Raw genomic sequence first — 23,079 nt, forward strand, 5'->3', positions numbered from 1 at the left:
TCTCATAACCGATACTCCGGCAATTTAATTTAGGATCGTTTAAACCCATTTCACTGTAACGCTCATCCCTCTTTATTGATCAGCCCCTCAATATTAACCTATTTTAAAGATTGACAATTTATTGCAAATAATTAGAAATAATCAACGATACAACAGAGAGCCTATAGATGCTCTTTTCTCGAAGTAAAGCTTGATAACTCTACTGCGCTCAGGCATTCTGTTCTACTTAGATAATCATTTTTTTGTAATCACTAAAGGTCAATTATTCATGAATTCGTTAATCCGGGATATCCTATCTGCCCGTGTCTATGATGTTGCAAAAAATACGCAACTAGACAACCTCTATCTCCTAAGCCGCCAATTAAAATGTAATATTTGGCTCAAACGTGAAGATCTCCAACCGATTTTCTCATTTAAGATTAGAGGCGCATTTAACCGAATTTTCCAATTAAGCGAAGAGGAACGTGCTTGTGGAGTGATTTGTGCATCTGCGGGTAATCATGCTCAAGGCGTTGCGTTAAGTGGCCGTTATCTTAAAATTGACACCACTATTGTAATGCCTGTATCTGCACCTGACTTAAAGGTTAATGCTTGTCGGGAGATGGGAGCAAATGTGATCCTTCATGGCAATACGTTTGATGATGCTTATGATCATGCCCTTTACTTATCTAAAACCGAAGGTAAATGTTTTGTCCACCCCTTTGATGATCTTGCTGTTATTGCCGGTCAAGGCACCATCGGCAAAGAGATAATGGATCAAAAACCAGATCTTGATGCAATCTTTATTCCTGTTGGTGGTGGTGGACTTATTGCCGGCGTTGCCGCTTTCGTAAAGTTTATCGCTCCTAATTGTAAAATTATTGGCGTAGAGCCGGAAGAGTCCGCTTCAATGAAGGTCTCTTTAGAAGAGGGAAAACGCATCAAGCTCAACCAAGTAGGTTCATTTGCAGATGGCACTGCGGTAAAGCTTGTTGGGGAAAAAACTTTTGAACTATGCCAACAGTATGTGGATGAGATTATCACGGTATCTACAGATGAGCTCTGCGCAGCGATGAAAGATATCTTTAATAATACACGCGCACTTAGCGAACCTTCGGGGGCATTGAGTGTGGCAGGTATTAAAAAATATCTACAAGAAAATCCCCATTGTGGCTTTAAAAATGTTGCCGGCATTTTAAGTGGCGCCAATATCAACTTCGACCGTCTTCGCCATGTAGCTGAACGTACAGAACTAGGTGAACGTAATGAAGCACTCATTGCGGTAAAAATTCCAGAAACCCCCGGAAGCTTCCAAAACTTTATCAATATCATCGGCAAAAGAAGCATTACAGAATTTAACTATCGCTATAGCAATCCTCAAGAAGCCGTGATTTTTGTCGGCTTACAGCTCACGCAAGGAGACGATGAAAAAACACATATCATCGATCGCCTCACTGAACATAACCTCAATGTGATCGATCTTAGTGACAATGAGATGGCAAAACTACATATTCGCCATATGGTTGGGGGAAAAGCAAACGTCAGTGATGAACGTCTTTTTAGATTTGAATTTCCAGAAAGACCTGGCGCCTTATTACAATTTTTATCAACACTTGCCGGCAGATGGAATATCAGCCTATTCCACTACCGAAATCATGGATCGGACTATGGCCGCGTTTTAATTGGCATGCAAGTTCCTGATGAGAATATCACAGATGGTTCATTCCAATCATTTTTAGATGAGTTAGGTTATAACTTTGAAGATGAAAATGACAACCCTGCATTTAAGCTCTTTCTATAAACGTTGATAATCGATTCAATTTAAGAAACCGTATTTTAAAAATAAAACGATACAGCGTGTAAACCAAACCCGCTGATACGATGCCGGATAGAACAGCAGTTATGCCTCTCATAACCAATGTGCCGGCAACCTGTTTTAGCTATTTTTAAACCGATTTGACTATAAAACTAAAAAAGCGCCATAACGGCGCTTTTTTTATCTTTTCTTTCTAAGGGAATCAATCTTTATGCTTCTTCTGAAGGGCGTAATAATTTGGGGAGAGGAAAGACAATATCTTCCTCACATCCAGGCATATTCCCTTCTAACGCATAGCCATTATCTTTAAGATAAGTAATCACTTCTCGTACTAATACATCAGGTGCTGAAGCACCCGCTGTAACACCAAGATTCTCATGCCCATCTAGCCACGCAAGATCAATATCCGTTGCTCTATCGATCAAAAAGCTTACAGCGCCCTCTTTCTCTGCAAGTTCCCGTAAACGATTTGAGTTAGAGCTATTTTTAGAGCCCACTACTAAAATCAAGCTACACTGCTCTGCCAATGTTTTAACAGCATCTTGACGGTTTTGTGTTGCATAACAGATATCGCTCTTTTTTGGTCCTTGAATCTCAGGAAAACGCTCCCGTAGGCGATCGATAATTTGCGATGTATCATCAAGTGATAAGGTCGTTTGCGTTACATAAGCGATTTTTGATGGATCTTTAACCGTTAATTGATCAGCATCCTCTAAATCTTCAATAAGATGAATCTTGCCACCATATTGCTCATCAAACTGCCCCATAGTTCCAATCACTTCAGGATGCCCTTCATGACCGATGAGCACCGTATCCATTGCATCTTTGGCAAAACGCGTCACTTCTAAATGAACTTTTGTCACAAGTGGGCAAGTGGCATCAAAAACTTCTAAGCCTCTATTTTTAGCATTATCTTGAACCGCTTTAGAAACACCATGTGCTGAGAAAATAACAATTTTCCCATCTGGCACTTCATCTAATTCATCCACAAAAATTGCGCCGCGATCCTTTAAAGTATCCACAACGTATTTATTATGAACCACCTCATGGCGCACATAAATCGGTGCCCCAAATAGATCTAATGCTCGCTCTACAATGCTAATTGCACGATCAACGCCAGCACAAAAACCTCGAGGATTTGCTAAAAATATCTTCTTAGTCATGACTTCCCTTCAACTGATTTTTCTCGCTCTTCATCAAGCAAATTAATATTTTCAACATAGCCATTCACAACCGTATGCAACTTCCCTGTTGTCGGGTGAATCACTAAACCATGAACAACAACACGCCCTGGCATCAATGGGTGGTTACGAATTTTATCCACCGTAAATCTCACACTATCTGCCACATTATCAAACCCACGAAGCCAGCCATCAAGGTCAATGCCGGCATTTCTTAAAGTTTGAATTGTGCCATCTGTAATACCAAACTTACGCGCCTTATCTAAAAGATGCTCAGGGTCAAAGCCGCGCATACCACAATCGGTATGCCCAACCACCATAATCTCTTTTACATTAAACTCAAGTGCCGCAACTAATAAGCTACGCATAACAGCCCCCCAAGGATGGCTGATTAAGGCGCCGGCATTTTTAATAATTTTTGCATCCCCATTACGGATTCCCATCGCTTTAGGAAGAAGCTCTACAATACGAGCATCCATGCAGGTTAAAATGGCAATCTCTTTATTAGGATATTTATCCGTACAGAGATTGTCATACTCTTTAGAATCTACAAACTCACGATTATGATCTAAGATCTTATCGAGCATTGATTTATCATCAGCCATATTTTATATCCTATTGCTTGATATTACGCTTGATTGTCATCTGCTACTTGTGACAATTTTCGTTTCTTTTCTGTAAATGATGACAAGATAATCAGCCCCACTCCTGAGGTTACAAATATATCTGCCACATTAAAGATCGGAAAACTACGCCCATTGTAAGTGACGTGAATAAAATCAATTACATGTCCTAAAACAACTCGATCAATCAGGTTACCAATTGCGCCCACTAAAACACACGCTAAGCCAAATCTTAAAAGCTTCTCAACTCTATCAGTTCTCTTAATCCAAAAGAATAAGACAATGGCAATGACAACGGTAATTCCGATAAAAAACCAACGTTGCCAACCTGCTTGATCTGCTAAGAAACTAAATGCAGCGCCAGGATTATAAGCCAAAGTCCAGTTTAAAAACCCGGGGATTACAGGGATCGGCTCCCCATAAAGCAGTAGATTTTCAGCTAAAGACTTTGTCCCAAAATCGAGAATAACCCCAATAATGACAAAAAGGGACCAGTAAATCATGTTTACTGGTCTCTTTGATGAGGAATGATCCTTACGCATAATGACGCACTTCACCATCTGTTGTTAAGTTTTCAATACAGCGATCACAAAGCTCTGGATGCTCAGCGTGATGACCAACCTCTTTACGATGATGCCAACATCTTACACATTTTTTGTACTCTTCATCAGAAAGTACTTCCACAGCTACTGAGAATTTCTCCCCATTTAACTCATGAACTTCTAATGATGTTTGACGTTCAGCAAATGGCTTCACATCAGCATAGGAAGAGAGTAAAACAAATCGTAACTCATCTTCTAACATCGAGATCTCTTGAAGAAGATCATCAGAGGCATAAACCGTTATACGAGTTTGTAATGACGAACCGACCTTCCCTTCGCTACGAAGCACTTCAATTTGTTTCGCCGCTTCCCCACGCACCGCTAGAAGCTTATTCCAAAATGCGGTATTAAACGGACTTGATGCATCTAAAGGTGCTAAGCCATCATAGAATTCTGTTAAATATACAGATTCTAATCTCTCATTACCCCGCTCACGCATTGCAAGCCATACTTCTTCTGCCGTAAAGGTCAAAATAGGCGCCATCCAGCGAACTAAGGCTTCAAGCACATGGAAGAGTGCTGTTTGTGCACTTCGTCTTGCTAAAGACTCTTTTGCTGCCGTATATTGACGATCTTTAATGATATCTAGATAGAAACTACCTAAATCAATTGAACAGAAATATTGAAGCTTCTGATACACATTATGGAATGAGTATTCTAAGAAGGCTTCCTTAATCTCTTCTTGTACTTCAAGAGCACGCGCTACAATCCAACGATCAAGCGGTAACATCTCATTAAAAGAGACCCCGTTTTTAGCTAAATCAAATTCATTGGTGTTCGCAAGTAAGAAACGCACCGTATTACGAATACGGCGATAAGTCTCTGAGGTACGTTTTAAGATCTCATCTGAAACAGGAATCTCCCCACGATAATCTGTAGACGATACCCAAAGACGAAGGACATCTGCCCCCATTTTATTAATAACATCAGCAGGCTCAATACCATTACCGAGAGATTTAGACATCTTACGGCCTTTTGAGTCAACCGTAAAACCATGCGTTAATAATGCTTTATAAGGTGCAACGCCATTAATCGCAACCGATGTAATGATCGATGAGTTAAACCAACCTCGATGCTGGTCTGATCCTTCTAAATAAAGATCTGCAGGATATGCCAGTTCTGGTCTTCTTGCTAAAACACTATAATGAGTTGTTCCTGAATCAAACCAGACATCTAATGTATCTGTATTTTTTTGATATTCATCACAGCCATCTGCTTTAGAGAGATAATCTTCAACCGTCGCCCCGAACCATGCCTCTAAACCATCTTTACGAATGCGATCTGATACTTCTTGCATCAGCTCATCATTTTTAGGATGTAGCTCGCCGCTCTCTTTATGGATAAAGAAAGGAATTGGCACGCCCCAATAACGTTGACGAGAGATACACCAATCGCCACGACCTTCAATCATCGCATAAAGGCGCTCACGCCCCCATGAAGGAATAAATTGTACTTGATCGATCTGGTCTAAAACTTCTTGGCGAAGACCCTTGTTATCCATACTGATGAACCATTGCGGCGTCGCACGATAGATCGTTGGCGTTTTATGTCTCCAGCAATGGGCATAACTATGGCTAATTTTTGTTTTATGCAGCAAGATGCCTCGCTCTTCTAGATAAGCGACCATGTTTGCTTCATTATCTTTAATATTTTTACCGGCAAAAACTGGCGTCGAATCGCTGTAAGTACCATCGCCTAATACAGGGTTTTCAAATTCAATGCCATATTTAAGCGCTACAGCATAGTCTTCCTCACCATGGGCTGGCGCTGTATGTACAAATCCCGTTCCGGCATCTAAAGTGACATGATCCCCTAAAATAACAGGGACCACTTTATTAACATCAATAGGATGTTTTACTTGTAAGTTTTCAAGGACTTTTCCTTCAAACTCCGCAAGTACCGGTAATTCACAATTCCAACTTTTCTCAAGCGCTTCTACAAGATCTTTTGCCACCAATAATTGTTGACCATCTTTATCAACTAGCGCATAGATAAAATCAGCATGGGCAGAAACAGCCGCGTTTCCTGGTAACGTCCAAGGTGTTGTTGTCCAAATTACAACGGCCACGTTATCAGAGACCGCATGCCCAATGCGTTTTGCTAAATCAGCACTATCGACTACTGGGAAAGCCACATCAATACTCAGTGATGTCTTATCTTGATACTCAACTTCCGCTTCCGCTAAAGATGATCCACAATCTAAACACCAATTAACAGGGCGAGCGCCTTTCTCTAAATGCCCCTTTGCAACGATATCTTTAAGTGCTAAAACAATATCTGCTTCACTATCTTGATTCATCGTTAAATAAGGTTTCTCTTCATAAGATAAAACCCCAAGACGTTTAAACCCTTTAGCTTGAATATCAATTTGAGAGCCGGCAAATTCACGGCATTTTGCTCTAAATTCTGCAGGCGTTAACTTCTCTCCGACTTTACCATAAGTCTTTTCCACCACAAGCTCGATAGGCAAACCATGACAATCCCAACCTGTTACATAAGGAGAGTCAAATCCTAATTGGCTACGTGATTTAATAATCATATCTTTGAGAACTTTATTAACGGCATGACCTAAATGAATTGCACCATTTGCATAAGGAGGGCCATCATGAAGAATAAACTTTGGCTTACCTTTAAAAATCTCACGTTGTTTATGATAAAGCTCAATACTATCCCAATATTGAATAAAATCAGGCTCACGTTTTGGTAAATTTCCACGCATTGGGAAATCTGTTTCAGGTAAGTTTAACGTATCACGGTATACGTGATCATTCTTGTCTTCGTTCTTGTTTACTTTACTCACGTTCATATCCTACTTTTGAAGATTAAAATAATCTTTCGAAGCCTTAGCATCTGCTAAAATCTGTTTTTTTAAGGCTTCGATGTTCTCAAATCGTTGCTCATCTCTAATTTTAGAGAGAAACTTCACGCTAAAAGTTTCCCCATATAAATTTCGATTTACATCATGTAAGTGTACTTCTAAATTCGGCTTTACGCCATTTACTGTTGGGCGATAACCGATATTAGCAACACCATTTAATATTTCATCAGTGCTACAAAGGCGAGCCTCTACATTATAAACACCTGTAAACAGAGGTTTAAAGCGCTTAATAGGTAGATTGATCGTTGCTGTCCCGAGCTGTCTTGCTAACTGATTACCATAGACAACTCGGCTAATAATCTCGTAAGATCGCCCCAAATAAAGGGCTGCTTGATTGAAGTTTGCACTTGCTAATGCTTCACGCACTAAAGTTGATGAAACGCGAACACCACCAATGTAGTAATAGTCTTCCTTGATGACTTCAAAGTTAAACTTTTCAGATGCAGCGAGTAGGTCATTAAAAGATCCCGCAGCCTTAGCGCCAAATCTAAAGTCATCTCCCACAACTATCGCTTTAACGCTTAAATCTTTCACTAGAAAATCATTAATAAAACTCTCTGGCGATTGATCACGAAGCATTGCCGTAAAGGGGAGAATAATGACTTCATCTACTAAGTTACGGGAACGAAGAAAGATCAGCTTCTCTTTCAAAGACATGACTCTTCCTGGCGCATCTTCGTTTAAGAAAAACTCATGAGGCAAAGGTTCAAAAGTAACCAAGGTTCGCTTAGTACCTGGATACTTTTTTTGCAATTCATTTAATTGATGTAATAACTTTTGGTGACCTAAATGAATACCATCAAAAGCACCAATCGTTAAAACCCGTGGTTCCCTAGGGATATTACATGAATCTCGGTAAAAGAAAAAATTCATATTTTCGACCGTTAAATAAAAAAGCCGGCTATAAGAATAACCGGCTAATAAATAATTTATGGTTTAGCTGGCATCAGCTTCGTTTGTTGCCGCTGGGCGATCTACAAACTCAATGTATGCCATTGGAGCGTTGTCTCCTGGACGGAAACCACACTTCATGATACGTAAGTAACCACCGTTACGATCTTTGAAAAGTGGACCGTAAACTTCGAAAAGTTTAGTAACCATTTCACGTGATCTGAGTTCAGCGAATGCTTTACGACGATTAGCGACTGTATCTACCTTCGCAAGCGTGATTAAAGGCTCAACAACACCACGGAGCTCTTTCGCTTTTGGAAGGGTAGTTTTAATAATTTCATGTTCAAGAATAGATACAGACATATTTTTGAACATAGCTTTTCTATGTGCTGAGGTGCGACTAAATGCACGACCTGCTTTACGATGACGCATTGTAATACTTCCTATTCAATTAATTAAAATTATGCTGGTGGCTTTGATGTATCTAAATTAGGTGGCGGCCAGTTGTCTAGCGTCATGCCTAATGATAATCCGTATTGCGCCAACACATCTTTAATCTCTGTTAATGATTTTTTACCAAGATTAGGTGTTTTAAGTAGCTCTGTTTCTGTTTTCTGAATCAGATCACCGATGTAATACACACTCTCTGCTTTCAAACAGTTTGCAGATCGAACAGTTAACTCTAAATCATCAACAGGTCTTAACAGCGTAGGATCAATTTCGAACTCTGGTTCTTCCTCAACAGGCTCCTCTTCAGGCATTGGTTTAAGGTCTACAAAGACGCTTAATTGCTCATGAAGAATTGTCGCAGCATTGCGAATTGCTTGCTCAGGATCTAAAGTTCCGTTAGTTTCTAACGCAATTACGAGTTTATCTAAGTCAGTACGTTGTTCAACACGTGCTGTTTCAACACGGTAGCTTACGCGATTGACAGGACTAAATGTCGTGTCTAACTTGAATAAACCGAGTGCGATAGAAGAGCTATCCCCTGCTTCGTTTTCACGATTTGCAGCTGTGCTGTACCCGCGACCACTCTCTACTTTCAAGCGCATTTTTAATGATCCACTTGAAGTAAGGTTTGCAATTACATGCTCAGGATTCACGATTTCCACATTATGAGGAATTTCGAGATCTCCTGCTGTGACAGCACCCTTACCTTTCTTTTCTAAGGTAATGTATGCCTCAGGTGCATCATGAAGAATAATCGCAATGCCTTTAAGGTTTTGCAGAAGATCGATAACATCTTCATGCATTCCTGGAATTGCAGAATACTCTTTAGAAACACCTTCAATTTCACACTCTGTAATCGCTGCACCTGGCATCGAAGATAGCAGAATACGACGAAGGGCATTCCCTAACGTGTGCGCAAAGCCCCTCTCAAGAGGCTCTAACGCTATTTCAGAGAAGTGGTTTTCGTCGGTTTTGATCTCCACTATACGTGGAGTTAATAACTCATTTAAAGCCATATGTATTTACCCGATTGATCTAAAATAATAAGAAGGAACGAAATAAAACCAATATGCTTATTATTTTGAGTACAACTCTACAACTAATGACTCGTTAATATCTGCTGGTAAATCTGAACGTTCAGGAATTCGTTTAAACTCGCCTTCCATTTTTGTCTTATCAACTGAAACCCAGTCAACAAGGCCATTTGCTTCTGATAATTCTAAAGCATATGCGATACGAGCTTGTTTCTTAGAGCGCTCTCTAATTGACACTGTATCTGTTGCTTTTAATTGATATGAAGGAATGTTTACCTTCGCACCATTAACAAGAATTGAATTGTGGCTTACTAACTGACGCGCTTCTGCACGAGTTGAAGCAAATCCCATACGATAAACAACGTTATCTAAACGGCACTCGAGGATTTCAAGAAGGTTTTCACCTGTTGAACCCTTACGACGGTCCGCTTCTTTATAGTAAAGATGGAATTGTTTCTCTAATAAACCGTAAATTCTTTTTAACTTTTGCTTTTCGCGTAACTGAAGACCATAGTCTGAAGTACGGCCTGGTTTAGAACCGTGCTGACCTGGTGCTCTGTCATGCTTACATTTAGATTCGAAAGAACGTGCGCCTGATTTCAAATGAAGATCTACGCCTTCACGTCTTGCTAACTTACATTTTGGGCCAATATAACGTGCCATGACTATCTATACTCCTTAAAAATTTAATTACACTCTGCGCTTTTTAGGCGGGCGACAACCGTTGTGTGGAATCGGTGTCACATCAGAGATACTAGTGATTTTATAGCCAATTGCGCTAAGAGCACGAACTGCTGAGTCACGACCAGGACCAGGACCACTTACGTTAACGTCTAAATTTTTAAGACCATACTCTTGTGCCACGGTGCCCGCTCTTTCTGCTGCGACTTGCGCTGCAAAAGGAGTCGATTTTCTTGAACCACGGAAGCCTGAACCACCCGCTGTTGCCCAAGATAAAACATTTCCTTGACGATCTGAGATAGTCACGATTGTGTTATTGAACGACGCTTGAACGTGCGCAATACCGTCAACAACACTTCTTCTAACGCGCTTACGCGTTTTAACTGAAGGTTTTGCCATTTTAAAATTTCCCTAACAAATTATTTAACAAGTCTTCTTGGACCTTTACGAGTACGCGCATTAGTTTTAGTGCGTTGTCCTCTTAAAGGTAAGCTACGACGATGACGGATACCGCGGTTGCAACCGAGATCCATTAAGCGTTTGATGTTTAAAGAAACTTCACGACGTAAGTCACCTTCAACAACATATTCGCCTACTTGCGCACGAAGTGCATCAACTTGCTCATCTGTTAAGTCTTTTACTTTTGTCGTTGGTTCAACGTTTGCTGCAACACAGATTGCTGCTGCGCGAGTTGGGCCAACACCATAAATAGATTGCAGTGAAATAATCACATGCTTTTGTACTGGTATATTGATACCTGCTATACGTGCCATATAAAACCTATCCTAAAATCATATCAGCAGATTATTCTACATGATAATTTAAATTTACTCAATATTATTAGCCTTGACGTTGTTTGTGACGACCATCTTCACAGATGACGCGAACAACACCAGCGCGTTTTACAATCTTACATTTGCGGCATATTTTTTTAACCGACGCTCTTACTTTCATTTATAACTCCGATAATTTTACTAAAAGTTTGGTGGGGTACCATTCAATGCTGAACTAATATTTGCTTTTTTCATTAAAGACTCATACTGCTGAGACATTAACAATGCTTGAATTTGTGTTACTAAATCCATCACAACAACTACCGCGATTAAGATTGAAGTACCACCGAAGTACATTTGCACAGGGCTAATACCGTTAAAGAACTCTGGCAATAAACAGATAATGGTAATGTAGAGCGAACCCCACAGCGTAATACGCGTTAATACTCTATCTAAATATTGCGAGGTATGAATACCTGGGCGAATTCCTGGTATAAAACCACCATTTCTCTTAAGGTTCTCTGCCGTTTCCTTAGAGTTAAACTGCAATGCAGTGTAGAAGAAACAGAAGAAGATAATGAGCGCTGCAAAGAGAATCATATATGCAGGCTGACCTATAGAGAAGTACTTAACTCCATAAAATCCGAGCTTATTAAGTGTCAAGGATACATAATAGCTAAAGCTCCCCCAAAGCCCTGTATCCGCGTCAGTCAATTCAGGCACGTTAATTTTGCTTAAACCAGTACTGATTGTAAAAACAAAAGATAGGAATGCCGAACCGAAGATTGCCGGTATAACTCCCGACATATTGAGTTTTAATGGTAAATGGTTAGTTTGATTGCCAACCGACATCATTCTACCTTGCTGTCTACGTGCATATTGAATTGTAATACGGCGTTGACCACGCTCAATAAATACAATCACAAAAATGACCGCTAAAACCAGCAAGAATAGAACAACGATTAATAACCACATTGCACCACCTTGAGTGGTAGCAGTTTCAAATAGGAAAGCAACCGATGAAGGTACTCCCATTAGGATACTTGCAAAGATAATCATGGAAATACCGTTACCGATACCTCTTTCAGTGATCTGCTCTCCTAACCACACTAAGAACATCGTTCCAGTAACGAGTGTTAATGTAGAAAGTGTCACAAATAATACTGGCGGAATAACAACTAGCTCAGCATTAACAAAACCACCATTCATGATTGCGATTGAATACACAATCCCTTGCACAACACCAAAAGCAATCGTCATATAGCGAGTATACTGTGTCATCTTACGACGACCGGCATCACCCTCTTTTTTGAGTTGCTCTAATGGTGCGTAAACCACAGATAACATCTGGATAACAATCGACGCTGTAATATATGGCATTACACCTAACATAAATACAGACATCTTCTCAAAAGCACCGCCCGAGAAGAGGTTTATCATCGCAGATATACCACCTTGCTGGCCTTGTTGCTCCATTACATTTGAAAGTGTAACAGCATCAATACCTGGTAGTGTGATATACACGCCAATTCTATAAACAACCAATGCCAAGACTAAAAACCATAGTCTTGACAAAAGTCCTGAGAAACGTCCGAGGTTACTAGACCCTATTTGATTTTTTTGCATATTTACTCTTCAACAGAGCCGCCAGCAGCTTCGATCGCAGCCTTAGCCCCTTTAGTAACATGAATACCTTTTAAGGTAATTGCTCTATTAATCTCACCTGAAAGCATTACTTTCGCACGCGTATATTTTGCAGGAATAATATTGCTATCTACTAATGAAGTGAATGTAATCTCGTTACCTTCCACTTTGTTAAGTGCTGATAATGGAACTTCTACCGTTACAAGACCGATTTGAGAGTTGAAACCAACTTTCGGAAGTCTTCTTTGTAATGGCTGTTGACCACCCTCGAACCCTACTTTATGGTAGCCGCCTGATCTTGAATGTTGACCTTTATGTCCACGACCAGCTGTTTTACCAAATCCTGATCCACAACCACGGCCTACACGTCTTTTGTCAGTTTTACTACCAAACGCAGGTTTTAATGTATTTAATTTCATTTGTATACCTATTCCCAACTACTCAACTTTAAGTAAGTAAGCTACTTTGTTAATCATCCCCATATTCTCAGGTGTCGCTTGCACCTCAACAGTATGATGAAGACGGCGTAAACCTAAGCCTTTCACACAATCACGATGTGATTGTAAACGGCTATTTGTACTCTTAACGAGAGTTACTTTAACAGTTTTCTGTGTCATAACTTACCCTCTAATTTCTTCAACAGATTTACCACGTTTTGCTGCAATCTCTTCTGGAGTTTGCATTGACGCTAAACCTTTGATAGTTGCTTGCACAACGTTCACTGGGTTACGTGAGTTTTGGCATTTTGCTAAAACATCTTTAACACCAGCAACTTCGAATACAGCACGCATCGCACCACCTGCAATTACCCCTGTACCTTCAGAAGCTGGTTGCATGTATACGCGAGCTGCGTTATGAATTCCTGTTACAGAATATTGAAGTGTACCACCATTAAGTGAAACATTCTTAATATTACGCTTTGCTTGCTCAATTGATTTTTTGATTGCAACTGGCACTTCTTTTGCTTTCGCATATCCGTAACCAATCTTACCATTACCATCACCAACAACTGTAAGTGCTGCGAATGCGAACTGTCTACCACCTTTTACAGTTTTAGAGACACGGTTCACTGTCACAAGCTTTTCTTGGTAACCGTCAGTAGCAGCTGCTACGTTTTGATTTTCAACTTTTGTAGTCATTTATTTCCTTCCTTATTAAAACTCTAATCCAGCTTCTCTAGCTGCATCTGCTAGAGCTTTAACGCGGCCATGATATTTAAATCCTGAACGATCAAAAGCTACATTTGTAACACCAGCTGCTTTCGCTTTAGCGGCAATATCCTTACCTACTGCGATTGCTGCATCTACGTTACCAGTGCCTTTGATTTGTGATTTAACATCTGCTACAAGCGTTGAACTCGCAGCTAACACTTTACTTCCACATCCGCTAATTACTTGAGCGTAGATGTGTCTTGGAGTTCTATGGACAGTTAAACGATCAACCTTTAACTCTCTCATTTTGATACGAGCCTTAAGGCTTCTTCTGTATCTTGCGTCTCTTTTTTTCATCGTTCTCACCTATTTTTTCTTAACTTCTTTCAATGAAACAACTTCATCAGAATAACGAACGCCCTTACCCTTATATGGCTCAGGTGGTCTATATGCTCTGATTTTCGCTGCAACCTGGCCTACTACTTGCTTATCAACACCTTTAATCACAACTTCTGTTTGTGTAGGAGTTTCACAAGTAACGCCTTCTGGCATAGCGTGAACGATAGGGTGAGAGAAACCTAACGTAAGATTCAAGTTTGAACCTTGCGCCGCGGCACGATATCCAACACCGTTTAAAATTAATTTTCTTTCAAAGCCTTCAGATACACCGATCACTAAATTACTTACTAATGAACGCATTGTACCTGCAATAGCATAGCTACCTTTGCTTTGCTCAAGATCAGGAACGATTTGTAACTCGCTACCATCTTGTTTGATGCCTACAGATGAATGCAATTGAAGATTATGCTCACCTTTAGGACCTTTTGCTTTAACATTGTTACCAGAGATAGTGATTTCAACACCCGCTGGAACAGTAATAACCTGTTTAGCTACACGTGACATTCTAATCTCCTATTAAGCTACAACGCAGATCACTTCACCACCGAGCGATAAAGATCTCGCTTTATGGTCAGTCATCATACCTTGTGAAGTAGAAACAATCGCAACACCTAATCCACCTAAAACTTGAGGAAGACTGTTTTTGTCACGATAAACACGTAAGCTTGGCTTACTAACACGTTCAATACGCTCGATTACTGCCTTACCTTGGTAATATTTCAATGTAAGCACTAATTTCTTGTTAGAAGCTTTGTCACCCGCAGTTTCAATACCTGCAATGTAACCTTCTTCAAGAAGGACGTCAGCGATTGATTTTTTTAAGTTTGAGAAAGGAATCTCAACACTTACTTTTTCAGAAGTTTGCGCATTACGAATGCGAGTTAACATATCTGAAATTGGATCATGCATACTCATTTATTAATTCTCCTACCAGCTAGATTTTCTTAAGCCAGGAATATCACCACGCATAGTGATTTCTCTCAACTTGTTTCTACCAAGACCAAATTTACGATATACACCGTGTGGTCTACCTGTAATGCTACAACGTCTACGACGTCTAGATGGAGAAGAATCTCTTGGTAACTTCTGAAGTGCAACGACAGCTGCTTCTTTTTCTTCAGCAGATGCATCTGCACTTACGATAATCTTTTTTAATTGCTCGCGTTTTTCTGCATACTTTGCTACTAGCTCTGCACGCTTTTTCTCGCGATTAACCATTGATACTTTAGCCATAATTTCCTGCTTTATAATTAATTACGAAATGGGAAGTTGAAAGCGCTAAGGAGAGCTTTTGCTTCTGCGTCAGTTTTAGCAGTTGTTGCGATACTAATATCCATACCACGCACAGCGTCAACTTTTTCATACTCGATTTCAGGGAACACGATCTGCTCTTTAATACCGAAGTTGTAGTTACCACGACCATCAAATGAACGTGCACTTACACCGCGGAAGTCTCTTACACGTGGTAAAGAGATATTTACTAAGCGATCTAAAAACTCATACATTGTTGTACGACGGAGCGTTACACGGCAACCAACAGGCCAACCGTCACGAATTTTAAATCCAGCCACAGACTTACGTGAAAGCGTAACTTGCGCTTTCTGCCCTGATACCGCAGTCATTTCAGCAACTGCATTGTCCATAACTTTTTTATCAAGAACCGCTTCACCAACACCCATATTTAATGAGATTTTAGTGATTTTCGGAACTTCCATAGGATTAGCGTAGCCAAACTCTTCAATAAGTTTAGGTACTACGACTTCATCATAATACTGCTTTAATCTTGCTTTCATGATATTCCTCAATGCCAAACGGATATGTCTTTTAATGCGATACATCCTGTTTGGCACAGTAATTATTTATAAAATAAGCTGGCTATAATACCAAAAGTATTTTAACTAGCCAACTTTTTTATTTGTAGATTTAAAAACTCTCTCACGAACAACTTTAGTTTTACCGTTTTCACGTGTCTCTTCAGTTAATTCGATTTTGATTTTATCTTGTTTTTTCGTCTCAGGATTATAGATCATCACGTTAGAAAGATCGATGAAAGATTCCTGTTCAACCTTACCACCTTCGATACCGAGTTGTGGGTTTGGTTTAACATGTTTAGTTACTTTGTTTGCACCAGCAACTTTCACACGTCCATCTTTCACTTCAAGAACATTACCGCGATGGCCTTTACTGCTTCCTGCGATTACTACAACTTCATCACCTTTACGGATTTTTGTCATTTCAATTACCCTCTACTCTTAGATAACTTCTGGCGCAAGCGAGATAATTCTCATGAATTTGTCACCACGTAACTCACGAGTTACTGGGCCAAAGATACGAGTCCCGATTGGGTCTAAGTTATTGTTAAGAAGAACAGCAGCGTTACCATCAAATTTGATGAGTGAACCATCTTGACGACGAACGCCTTTACGAGTTCTTACGACAACCGCATTATACACATCACCTTTTTTCGCACGACCGCGTGGAATCGCTTCTTTAACAGAAACTTTAATAACATCTCCAACGGTTGCATATCGACGATGCGATCCACCAAGAACTTTGATACACATAACTTTACGTGCACCAGAGTTATCAGCTACGTCTAAAACTGTTTGTGTCTGAATCATTATTAACCTCTCGACTCTTCAACTACACGAACTAAATCCCAAGTTTTTTTCTTAGAAATAGGACGTACTTGTTTTATCTCAACGATATCACCGATGTTACATGTATTCGCTTCATCGTGCGCATAGAACTTAGTTGAACGCTTGATGTATTTTTGATACTTCGCGTGTTTTACTAATCTTTCTACGTATACAGTAATGGTTTTATCACCTTTGTTTGAAACTACTGTACCAATCACAGTACGAGCATGTTGTTGTTCAATAGCAGCAGTCATTATTTACCACCCTCTTCTTTTTCACCAAGTACTGTGTTAATTCTCGCGATTTGCTTACGAGATTCATTAAACTGGTGAGACTTTGCAAGTTGACCAGTTGCTTTTTGCATACGTAAGTTAAATAAACCACGTTGCAACTGAAGTTTTTCTTCTCTTAACTCGTCAACAGATTTATCTCTTAACTGAGTTGCTTTCGTTACTTTAGTCATGAATTTCCTCACCTATTAAAGAACTGTACGTTCAGCAAACGCTGTTTTAACAGATAGCTTCGCTGCAGCAAGTCTAAATGCTTCGCGAGCAACAGATTCAGTGACACCTTCAATTTCAAAAAGCACACGACCTGGTTGAACTTTTGCTACCCAATATTCAACGTTACCCTTACCACTACCCATTCGAACTTCTAATGGTTTACCAGTAATTGGAACATCTGGGAAAATACGGATATAAACTTTACCACCACGACGGATGTAACGAGTAATCGCACGACGTGCCGCTTCGATTTCACGAGCGTTAATGCGTCCGTTTTCAGTAGACTTCATACCGAATTCGCCGAAATCTACCTTATTACCTGCTGCCGCAACACCTCGGTTACGACCTTTACGCATTTTTCTAAATTTAGTACGTTTTGGTTGCAACATGATTACTCACCTTTCCTTCTTCTGTTTCGTCTCTTAGGTGCCGCTTCTTCTTGTTCTACAGCTAAGTAATCAAATACCTCACCTTTGTAGATCCAAACTTTAACACCTAAAATACCATAAGTTGTTAATGCTTCTGCTGTTCCGTAGTCAATATCTGCACGGAATGTATGTAATGGCACACGACCTTCACGATACCACTCGGCACGAGCAATTTCAGCACCATTTAAACGTCCTGAAACGTTTACACGGATACCTTCAGCACCAAGACGCATAGTATTTGTTACCGCACGGCGCATTGCTCTTCTGAACATTACACGGCGCTCTAACTGCTGAGCAATTCCTTCAGCTACTAAGTATGCATCAAGCTCAGGCTTTCTAACTTCTTGGATAGAAACGTGAACTGGGCAACCCATGATTTCAGAAAGTTCTTTACGTAAAACTTCAATATCTTCGCCTTTTTTACCAATAACAACACCAGGTCTAGCAGTATGAATAACTACTTGAGCTGATTTTGAAGGGCGACTGATATGAATTTTTGAAACCGCAGCACCTGCAAGTTTCTTTCTTAAAAATTCTCTAACTTTAAAGTCAGATTCAATAAACTCAGGGAAAGTCTTAGAATCCGCGTACCAGCGCGAATTCCAGTCTTTTGAGATCCCTAAGCGTATACCGGTTGGATTTACTTTTTGACCCATTTTGACTTACTCCTATTAAGCTTCAGCTACGATTACAGTGATATGACTGGTCTTCTTAAGGATACGGTCACCACGGCCTTTAGCACGTGGACGCATTCTTTTAAGAAGCGGCCCTTCGTCAACCATAATTGTTTTAACAAATAGGCTGTCGATATCAGCTCCGAAATTATTCTCAGCATTTTGCATTGAAGATTCCAACACTTTGAGAATAAGATCTGCTGCTTTTTTATCACTAAATTGTAATAAAGTAAGTGCACGATCAACAGGCAATCCACGTACCTGATCTGCAACTAAGCGCGCTTTCTGAGGAGAAATTCGCGCATGGCGATGTACTGCTCTACTTTCCATGTTTTATCTCCTTATTAACGTGCTTTTTTATCTGCAGCATGACCGCGATAAGTACGAGTAAGTGCAAACTCACCTAACTTATGACCAATCATGTTTTCAGTGATTAAAATCGGCACATGAATTTTTCCGTTATGTACGGCAATTGTAAGTCCAATCATTTCTGGAAGGATCATTGAGCGACGCGACCAAGTCTTGATAGGACGACGGTTGTTTGACGCTACAGCTTCATCTACTTTCTTTTGTAGATGATGATCGATAAATGGACCTTTCTTTATAGAACGTGGCATATTTTACCCTTTATTCGATTTAATTATTTAGTACGACGGCGAACGATATATTTCGTTGTGCGCTTATTAGTACGTGTTTTATAACCTTTAGTTGGTTGACCCCAAGGCGTAACTGGGTGACGACCACCTTTTGTACGACCTTCACCACCACCATGAGGGTGATCTACCGGGTTCATCGCTGCACCACGAGTTTGTGGACGAACACCCGCCCAACGTTTCGCACCAGCTTTACCAAGAACACGAAGGCTATGCTCACCATTACTTACAACACCAATTGTTGCTTTACAGTCAGAGAGAACTTTACGAATCTCACCTGAACGTAAACGAAGTGTTGAATACTCACCTTCTTTAGCGATTAACTGAACTGAAGTACCAGCTGAACGTGCTAATTGCGCACCTTTACCTGGTTTCATTTCTACACAGTGAACCGTTGTACCGATTGGAATATTACGAAGTGGGAGTGAGTTACCTGCCTTAATAGGTGCATTTGAACCTGCAAATAATACATCACCTACTTCAACTTTTGCTGGCGCAATAATATAACGACGCTCACCATCAACATAGCAAAGAAGAGCAATATGCGCTGTACGGTTAGGATCGTATTCAATACGCTCAACCTTCGCAGGAATGTTCTCTTTATTACGTTTAAAATCAATTAAACGATAATGTTGTTTATGACCACCACCACGATGACGTGACGTAATACGTCCATCATTGTTACGACCGCCAGTTCTATGTTGTCCTTCTACTAATGGCGCATAAGGTTTACCCTTATGAAGACCAGGAGTTACAACTTGAATCAGTGAGCGACGACCTGGTGAAGTTGGTTTTGCTTTTTTTATACTCATTACATATCACCTAAAAAATCAATTTCATCTTCCCCATCAGCAAGTGTTACGTAAGCTTTTTTCCAGTCTTGCTTAACACCCATGTGACGCCCAAATGATCTACGCTTACCATTTTGGTTAAGCACAGTAACTTTCTCTACTTTACGACCAAACATTAATTCAACCGCATCAGCGATCTCTTTTTTGTTTGCATCTTTTAACACACGGAAAGTTACTTCTCTGTTTAACTCTTCTTGACGCGCTGTTTTTTCAGACGCATGAGGAGCAACGATCACTTTCATTAATCTTTCTTTAACATCTAGACTCATGCTAATAACTCCTTAACTGATTCAAGCGCCTGCTTAGTCATGATAACTTTATCAAAATGCACGAGGCTTACTGGATCAATCGCTTCCACATCAAGTAAAAGAACGTGCGGTACGTTTCTTGCACTTAAATATAATGGGAAGTCAACTGCTTCAGTGACTAATAATACGCTCTCATTTTGTACATTGAGGTTCGCAAGCTTCGCAATAAACTCTTTAGTTTTTGGTTCAGCCATTGTGAACTCTTCAACAACCACTAATCTTTCGCTTCTGATTAATTCAGCAAGGATATTTAGCATTGCTGCTTTGTACATTTTCTTGTTTACTTTTTGGCTCCAGTTTTGTGGTTTCGCAGCAAATGTTACACCACCACCTCTCCAGATTGGGTTACGCTTACTACCAACACGGGCGCGACCAGTGCCTTTTTGTCTCCAAGGTTTTGCTGTACTACCTGCAACTTCTGCACGTGTTTTTTGAGCGCGAGTTCCGGCTCTTCCACCTGCTTGATATGCAGTTACAACCTGATGCACTAACGCTTCGTTAAAATCACGAGCAAATAATGCCTCATCTAATTCAACTGGAGATCCGCCAATTACTTGAATTTCCATTACGCCTTACCTCTTTTCACTTTGATTGCAGGAGACACAACAACATCTGACCCCTTAGGTCCTGGGACAGCACCTTTAATGAGAAGTAAGCTGCGCTCTGTATCCACTACGACGACCTCAAGATTTTGCGCTGTTCTACGAACGGCACCCATATGCCCTGACATTTTCTTACCTTTGAAAACGCGGCCTGGGTCCTGACATTGACCAATCGATCCTGGTACACGATGCGATAATGAGTTACCGTGTGTATTACGTTGTCCAGCAAAGTTATGACGCTTGATTGTACCTGCGAAACCTTTACCTTGCGTAATACCTGAAACGTCGACTTTTTGTCCCGCTTCAAATAATTCTACAGTTAACTTTTGTGCAACTTCGAACTCTGCTTCTTGAGCTGCGTTTACACGAAACTCCCAAAGTGAACGCGCTGATGTAATCCCTGCTTTCGCAAAGTGACCATCTAAAGTCTTTTTCTTTTTACTTGAGTACTGTGGACCATGTGCTACCTGAATAGCGCTATAACCATCAATACCCTCTGTTTTAATTTGGGCAATTTCATTGTTTTCGATTTGCACAACAGTCACTGCTAGTGAGCGACCATCTTCACCAAAAACTCTACTCATCCCGAGTTTTTTTCCGATTAATCCTACTGCCATTTTAATAACCTCAATAAATAATAATAAAAACGAGAGGAAGGTTGGCGACCTTCATCGCGAACAAATTCGTTAATTAGTCTAAACGAATCTGCACATCAACACCAGCAGCTAAGTCAAGCTTCATTAAAGCATCAACTGTCTTATCTGTTGGGTTTACAATGTCCATGAGACGCTTATGAGTTCTTAACTCATATTGGTCACGCGCATCTTTGTTAACGTGCGGTGATGTTAATACTGTAAATACTTCACGCTTAATTGGTAAAGGAATAGGACCTTTAACCTGTGCGCCTGTACGCTTTGCAGTTTCAACAATTTCTTTCGCAGACTGATCGATTAAACGATAGTCAAATGCTTTTAAGCGAATTCTAATTCTTTGATTATCCATACAACTCTCATTTAAAAATCCCAGGCCCAAAATGGGCCTAGGAAAAAATTAATTATGCAATAACTTTAGCAACAACGCCCGCACCTACTGTACGGCCACCTTCACGAATTGCGAAACGTAAACCTTCGTCCATCGCGATTGGGTTGATTAACTCAACAACCATTTTCACGTTATCACCAGGCATTACCATTTCAACACCTTCAGGAAGCTCACAAGCACCTGTTACGTCTGTAGTACGGAAATAGAATTGTGGGCGATAGCCTTTAAAGAATGGCGTGTGACGTCCACCTTCTTCTTTTGAAAGAACGTAAACTTCAGCTTCGAATTTTGTATGTGGCTTGATTGAACCTGGTTTTGCTAATACTTGACCACGCTCTACATCTTCACGTTTAGTACCACGAAGAAGAACACCAACGTTATCTCCTGCTTCACCACGGTCAAGAAGTTTACGGAACATCTCAACACCAGTACAAGTTGTTTTTGCTGTTGGGCGGATACCTACGATTTCAAGCTCTTCACCAGTTTTAACAATACCAGACTCGATACGACCAGTTACAACTGTACCACGACCTGAAATTGAGAATACGTCTTCGATAGGCATTAAGAATGCTTTATCGATTTCACGCTCTGGCTGTGGAATCCAAGTATCTAATGCATCAAGAAGTTTTTTGATTGCTGGAACACCAATTTCTGATTCATCACCTTCAATTGCTTTAAGTGCAGAACCAACGATAACTGGGGTATCATCACCAGGGAATTCGTAAGCATCAAGAAGTTCACGAACTTCCATCTCAACTAATTCGATCAACTCAGCATCATCAACCATATCTGCTTTGTTTAAGAAAACAACGATATATGGAACACCAACTTGGCGTGATAAAAGGATGTGCTCACGAGTTTGTGGCATAGGACCATCAGCTGCTGAACAAACGAGGATTGCTCCGTCCATTTGCGCTGCACCAGTGATCATATTTTTAACGTAGTCTGCGTGTCCTGGGCAGTCAACGTGTGCATAGTGACGGTTTGGTGATTCGTACTCAACGTGTGAAGTAGAAATCGTGATACCACGCTCTCTCTCTTCTGGTGCGTTGTCGATTTGATCGTATGCGCGAACGTTACCACCAACAGCTTCGTTACCTACTTTTGTTAAAGCAGCTGTTAAAGTTGTTTTACCATGGTCAACGTGTCCAATTGTACCGACGTTTACGTGCGGTTTGCTACGGCTAAAAGTTTCCTTTGACATATTATTTAATACCCCAATTTTTTAAAGAGCTAAAAACAAGCTCTACATTATAGAGCTTGTCTATTAGATTGCAA

General features: G+C 40.3%; 35 protein-coding genes. 1 reads left to right on the forward strand and 34 read right to left on the reverse strand.

What is annotated here, in order from left to right:
* Nucleotides 1-268: 268 nt before the first annotated feature.
* Nucleotides 269-1,780 (forward strand): threonine ammonia-lyase, biosynthetic, encoded by a 1,512-nt coding sequence (gene ilvA, locus MMG00_RS08525; protein ID WP_242147361.1) that lies wholly within the window; start codon nt 269-271, stop codon nt 1,778-1,780.
* Between the two features lie 224 nt (nt 1,781-2,004).
* Here the strand turns inward: ilvA and ispH are convergent, their stop codons facing one another.
* The 34 genes from ispH to tuf form a co-directional block, all read right to left on the reverse strand.
* Nucleotides 2,005-2,958 carry a 4-hydroxy-3-methylbut-2-enyl diphosphate reductase gene (gene ispH / locus MMG00_RS08530; RefSeq protein ID WP_242147363.1) on the reverse strand — a complete coding sequence of 318 codons (954 nt, stop codon included), beginning with the start codon at nt 2,956-2,958 and terminating at the stop codon, nt 2,005-2,007.
* Nucleotides 2,955-3,581: a beta-class carbonic anhydrase gene (locus MMG00_RS08535; protein WP_242147365.1), complete on the reverse strand. Its 627-nt coding sequence runs from the start codon at nt 3,579-3,581 to the stop codon at nt 2,955-2,957. The genes ispH and MMG00_RS08535 overlap by 4 nt, the downstream gene beginning before the upstream one ends.
* A 23-nt stretch (nt 3,582-3,604) precedes the next feature.
* The gene (gene lspA / locus MMG00_RS08540; protein ID WP_242147367.1) at nt 3,605-4,102 is read right to left on the reverse strand and encodes a signal peptidase II; all 498 of its coding nucleotides are present in this window, start codon (nt 4,100-4,102) and stop codon (nt 3,605-3,607) included.
* 31 nt (nt 4,103-4,133) lie between these two features.
* Entirely contained in the window at nt 4,134-6,920 is a 2,787-nt protein-coding gene (gene ileS / locus MMG00_RS08545; protein WP_242153421.1) for an isoleucine--tRNA ligase, read from the reverse strand.
* A gap of 90 nt (nt 6,921-7,010) precedes the next feature.
* Nucleotides 7,011-7,952, reverse strand: coding sequence for a bifunctional riboflavin kinase/FAD synthetase (gene ribF, locus MMG00_RS08550; RefSeq protein ID WP_242147370.1), 942 nt, complete (start codon nt 7,950-7,952; stop codon nt 7,011-7,013).
* A gap of 63 nt (nt 7,953-8,015) precedes the next feature.
* A complete protein-coding gene (gene rplQ / locus MMG00_RS08555; RefSeq protein WP_242147371.1) occupies nt 8,016-8,402 on the reverse strand; it encodes a 50S ribosomal protein L17 in 387 nt (128 codons plus the stop codon).
* 29 nt (nt 8,403-8,431) lie between these two features.
* Nucleotides 8,432-9,442 carry a DNA-directed RNA polymerase subunit alpha gene (locus tag MMG00_RS08560; RefSeq protein WP_242153426.1) on the reverse strand — a complete coding sequence of 337 codons (1,011 nt, stop codon included), beginning with the start codon at nt 9,440-9,442 and terminating at the stop codon, nt 8,432-8,434.
* A gap of 54 nt (nt 9,443-9,496) precedes the next feature.
* A complete protein-coding gene (gene rpsD / locus MMG00_RS08565) occupies nt 9,497-10,117 on the reverse strand; it encodes a 30S ribosomal protein S4 (protein WP_242147374.1) in 621 nt (206 codons plus the stop codon).
* Between the two features lie 27 nt (nt 10,118-10,144).
* Entirely contained in the window at nt 10,145-10,534 is a 390-nt protein-coding gene (gene rpsK, locus MMG00_RS08570) for a 30S ribosomal protein S11 (protein WP_242147377.1), read from the reverse strand.
* A 20-nt stretch (nt 10,535-10,554) separates the two neighbouring features.
* On the reverse strand, nt 10,555-10,908 hold the full coding sequence (gene rpsM, locus MMG00_RS08575; protein ID WP_242147379.1) for a 30S ribosomal protein S13: 354 nt from the start codon (nt 10,906-10,908) through the stop codon (nt 10,555-10,557).
* A gap of 67 nt (nt 10,909-10,975) precedes the next feature.
* Nucleotides 10,976-11,089: a 50S ribosomal protein L36 gene (gene rpmJ, locus MMG00_RS08580; RefSeq protein ID WP_094566737.1), complete on the reverse strand. Its 114-nt coding sequence runs from the start codon at nt 11,087-11,089 to the stop codon at nt 10,976-10,978.
* A gap of 20 nt (nt 11,090-11,109) precedes the next feature.
* Nucleotides 11,110-12,534, reverse strand: coding sequence for a preprotein translocase subunit SecY (gene secY, locus MMG00_RS08585; RefSeq protein ID WP_242147381.1), 1,425 nt, complete (start codon nt 12,532-12,534; stop codon nt 11,110-11,112).
* A gap of 2 nt (nt 12,535-12,536) precedes the next feature.
* A complete protein-coding gene (rplO, locus tag MMG00_RS08590; RefSeq protein WP_242147383.1) occupies nt 12,537-12,971 on the reverse strand; it encodes a 50S ribosomal protein L15 in 435 nt (144 codons plus the stop codon).
* Between the two features lie 18 nt (nt 12,972-12,989).
* Entirely contained in the window at nt 12,990-13,169 is a 180-nt protein-coding gene (gene rpmD, locus MMG00_RS08595) for a 50S ribosomal protein L30 (RefSeq protein WP_242147385.1), read from the reverse strand.
* A 3-nt stretch (nt 13,170-13,172) separates the two neighbouring features.
* On the reverse strand, nt 13,173-13,691 hold the full coding sequence (rpsE, locus tag MMG00_RS08600; protein ID WP_242147388.1) for a 30S ribosomal protein S5: 519 nt from the start codon (nt 13,689-13,691) through the stop codon (nt 13,173-13,175).
* Nucleotides 13,692-13,706: 15 nt separating this feature from the next.
* A complete protein-coding gene (rplR, locus tag MMG00_RS08605; protein ID WP_242147390.1) occupies nt 13,707-14,060 on the reverse strand; it encodes a 50S ribosomal protein L18 in 354 nt (117 codons plus the stop codon).
* A 9-nt stretch (nt 14,061-14,069) separates the two neighbouring features.
* Nucleotides 14,070-14,606, reverse strand: a complete 537-nt coding sequence (gene rplF / locus MMG00_RS08610) for a 50S ribosomal protein L6 (RefSeq protein WP_242147392.1) — start codon at nt 14,604-14,606, stop codon at nt 14,070-14,072.
* A gap of 12 nt (nt 14,607-14,618) precedes the next feature.
* Nucleotides 14,619-15,017: a 30S ribosomal protein S8 gene (gene rpsH / locus MMG00_RS08615; RefSeq protein WP_242147394.1), complete on the reverse strand. Its 399-nt coding sequence runs from the start codon at nt 15,015-15,017 to the stop codon at nt 14,619-14,621.
* A gap of 12 nt (nt 15,018-15,029) precedes the next feature.
* Complete coding sequence (gene rpsN / locus MMG00_RS08620; RefSeq protein WP_242147396.1) at nt 15,030-15,335, reverse strand: 30S ribosomal protein S14; 306 nt, start codon at nt 15,333-15,335, stop codon at nt 15,030-15,032.
* A 17-nt stretch (nt 15,336-15,352) separates the two neighbouring features.
* Complete coding sequence (gene rplE, locus MMG00_RS08625) at nt 15,353-15,895, reverse strand: 50S ribosomal protein L5 (RefSeq protein WP_242147398.1); 543 nt, start codon at nt 15,893-15,895, stop codon at nt 15,353-15,355.
* A gap of 105 nt (nt 15,896-16,000) precedes the next feature.
* A complete protein-coding gene (gene rplX, locus MMG00_RS08630) occupies nt 16,001-16,336 on the reverse strand; it encodes a 50S ribosomal protein L24 (protein WP_242147400.1) in 336 nt (111 codons plus the stop codon).
* Between the two features lie 18 nt (nt 16,337-16,354).
* Nucleotides 16,355-16,723, reverse strand: a complete 369-nt coding sequence (gene rplN / locus MMG00_RS08635) for a 50S ribosomal protein L14 (RefSeq protein ID WP_242147402.1) — start codon at nt 16,721-16,723, stop codon at nt 16,355-16,357.
* Between the two features lie 2 nt (nt 16,724-16,725).
* Nucleotides 16,726-16,995 carry a 30S ribosomal protein S17 gene (rpsQ, locus tag MMG00_RS08640; RefSeq protein ID WP_242147404.1) on the reverse strand — a complete coding sequence of 90 codons (270 nt, stop codon included), beginning with the start codon at nt 16,993-16,995 and terminating at the stop codon, nt 16,726-16,728.
* Nucleotides 16,995-17,204 carry a 50S ribosomal protein L29 gene (gene rpmC, locus MMG00_RS08645; RefSeq protein WP_242147406.1) on the reverse strand — a complete coding sequence of 70 codons (210 nt, stop codon included), beginning with the start codon at nt 17,202-17,204 and terminating at the stop codon, nt 16,995-16,997. The genes rpsQ and rpmC overlap by 1 nt, the downstream gene beginning before the upstream one ends.
* 15 nt (nt 17,205-17,219) lie before the next feature.
* A complete protein-coding gene (gene rplP, locus MMG00_RS08650; protein WP_242147409.1) occupies nt 17,220-17,633 on the reverse strand; it encodes a 50S ribosomal protein L16 in 414 nt (137 codons plus the stop codon).
* A gap of 2 nt (nt 17,634-17,635) precedes the next feature.
* Nucleotides 17,636-18,328: a 30S ribosomal protein S3 gene (rpsC, locus tag MMG00_RS08655; RefSeq protein WP_242147411.1), complete on the reverse strand. Its 693-nt coding sequence runs from the start codon at nt 18,326-18,328 to the stop codon at nt 17,636-17,638.
* 15 nt (nt 18,329-18,343) lie between these two features.
* Entirely contained in the window at nt 18,344-18,676 is a 333-nt protein-coding gene (gene rplV / locus MMG00_RS08660; protein WP_242147413.1) for a 50S ribosomal protein L22, read from the reverse strand.
* A gap of 14 nt (nt 18,677-18,690) precedes the next feature.
* The gene (rpsS, locus tag MMG00_RS08665) at nt 18,691-18,963 is read right to left on the reverse strand and encodes a 30S ribosomal protein S19 (RefSeq protein WP_026878334.1); all 273 of its coding nucleotides are present in this window, start codon (nt 18,961-18,963) and stop codon (nt 18,691-18,693) included.
* Nucleotides 18,964-18,986: 23 nt separating this feature from the next.
* Nucleotides 18,987-19,811 carry a 50S ribosomal protein L2 gene (gene rplB, locus MMG00_RS08670; protein WP_242147415.1) on the reverse strand — a complete coding sequence of 275 codons (825 nt, stop codon included), beginning with the start codon at nt 19,809-19,811 and terminating at the stop codon, nt 18,987-18,989.
* A complete protein-coding gene (gene rplW / locus MMG00_RS08675) occupies nt 19,811-20,119 on the reverse strand; it encodes a 50S ribosomal protein L23 (protein ID WP_242147417.1) in 309 nt (102 codons plus the stop codon). Before rplW ends, rplB begins: the two co-directional genes overlap by 1 nt.
* Nucleotides 20,116-20,724 carry a 50S ribosomal protein L4 gene (gene rplD / locus MMG00_RS08680; RefSeq protein WP_242147419.1) on the reverse strand — a complete coding sequence of 203 codons (609 nt, stop codon included), beginning with the start codon at nt 20,722-20,724 and terminating at the stop codon, nt 20,116-20,118. The genes rplW and rplD overlap by 4 nt, the downstream gene beginning before the upstream one ends.
* A complete protein-coding gene (gene rplC, locus MMG00_RS08685) occupies nt 20,724-21,377 on the reverse strand; it encodes a 50S ribosomal protein L3 (protein WP_242147421.1) in 654 nt (217 codons plus the stop codon). The genes rplD and rplC overlap by 1 nt, the downstream gene beginning before the upstream one ends.
* A gap of 73 nt (nt 21,378-21,450) precedes the next feature.
* Complete coding sequence (rpsJ, locus tag MMG00_RS08690; protein ID WP_094566716.1) at nt 21,451-21,762, reverse strand: 30S ribosomal protein S10; 312 nt, start codon at nt 21,760-21,762, stop codon at nt 21,451-21,453.
* Between the two features lie 52 nt (nt 21,763-21,814).
* A complete protein-coding gene (gene tuf / locus MMG00_RS08695; protein ID WP_242147423.1) occupies nt 21,815-23,005 on the reverse strand; it encodes an elongation factor Tu in 1,191 nt (396 codons plus the stop codon).
* Between the last annotated feature and the right edge of the window lie 74 nt (nt 23,006-23,079).

The sequence above is a fragment of the Ignatzschineria rhizosphaerae genome (assembly GCF_022655595.1).
In the GTDB taxonomy this organism is placed as follows: domain Bacteria; phylum Pseudomonadota; class Gammaproteobacteria; order Cardiobacteriales; family Wohlfahrtiimonadaceae; genus Ignatzschineria; species Ignatzschineria rhizosphaerae.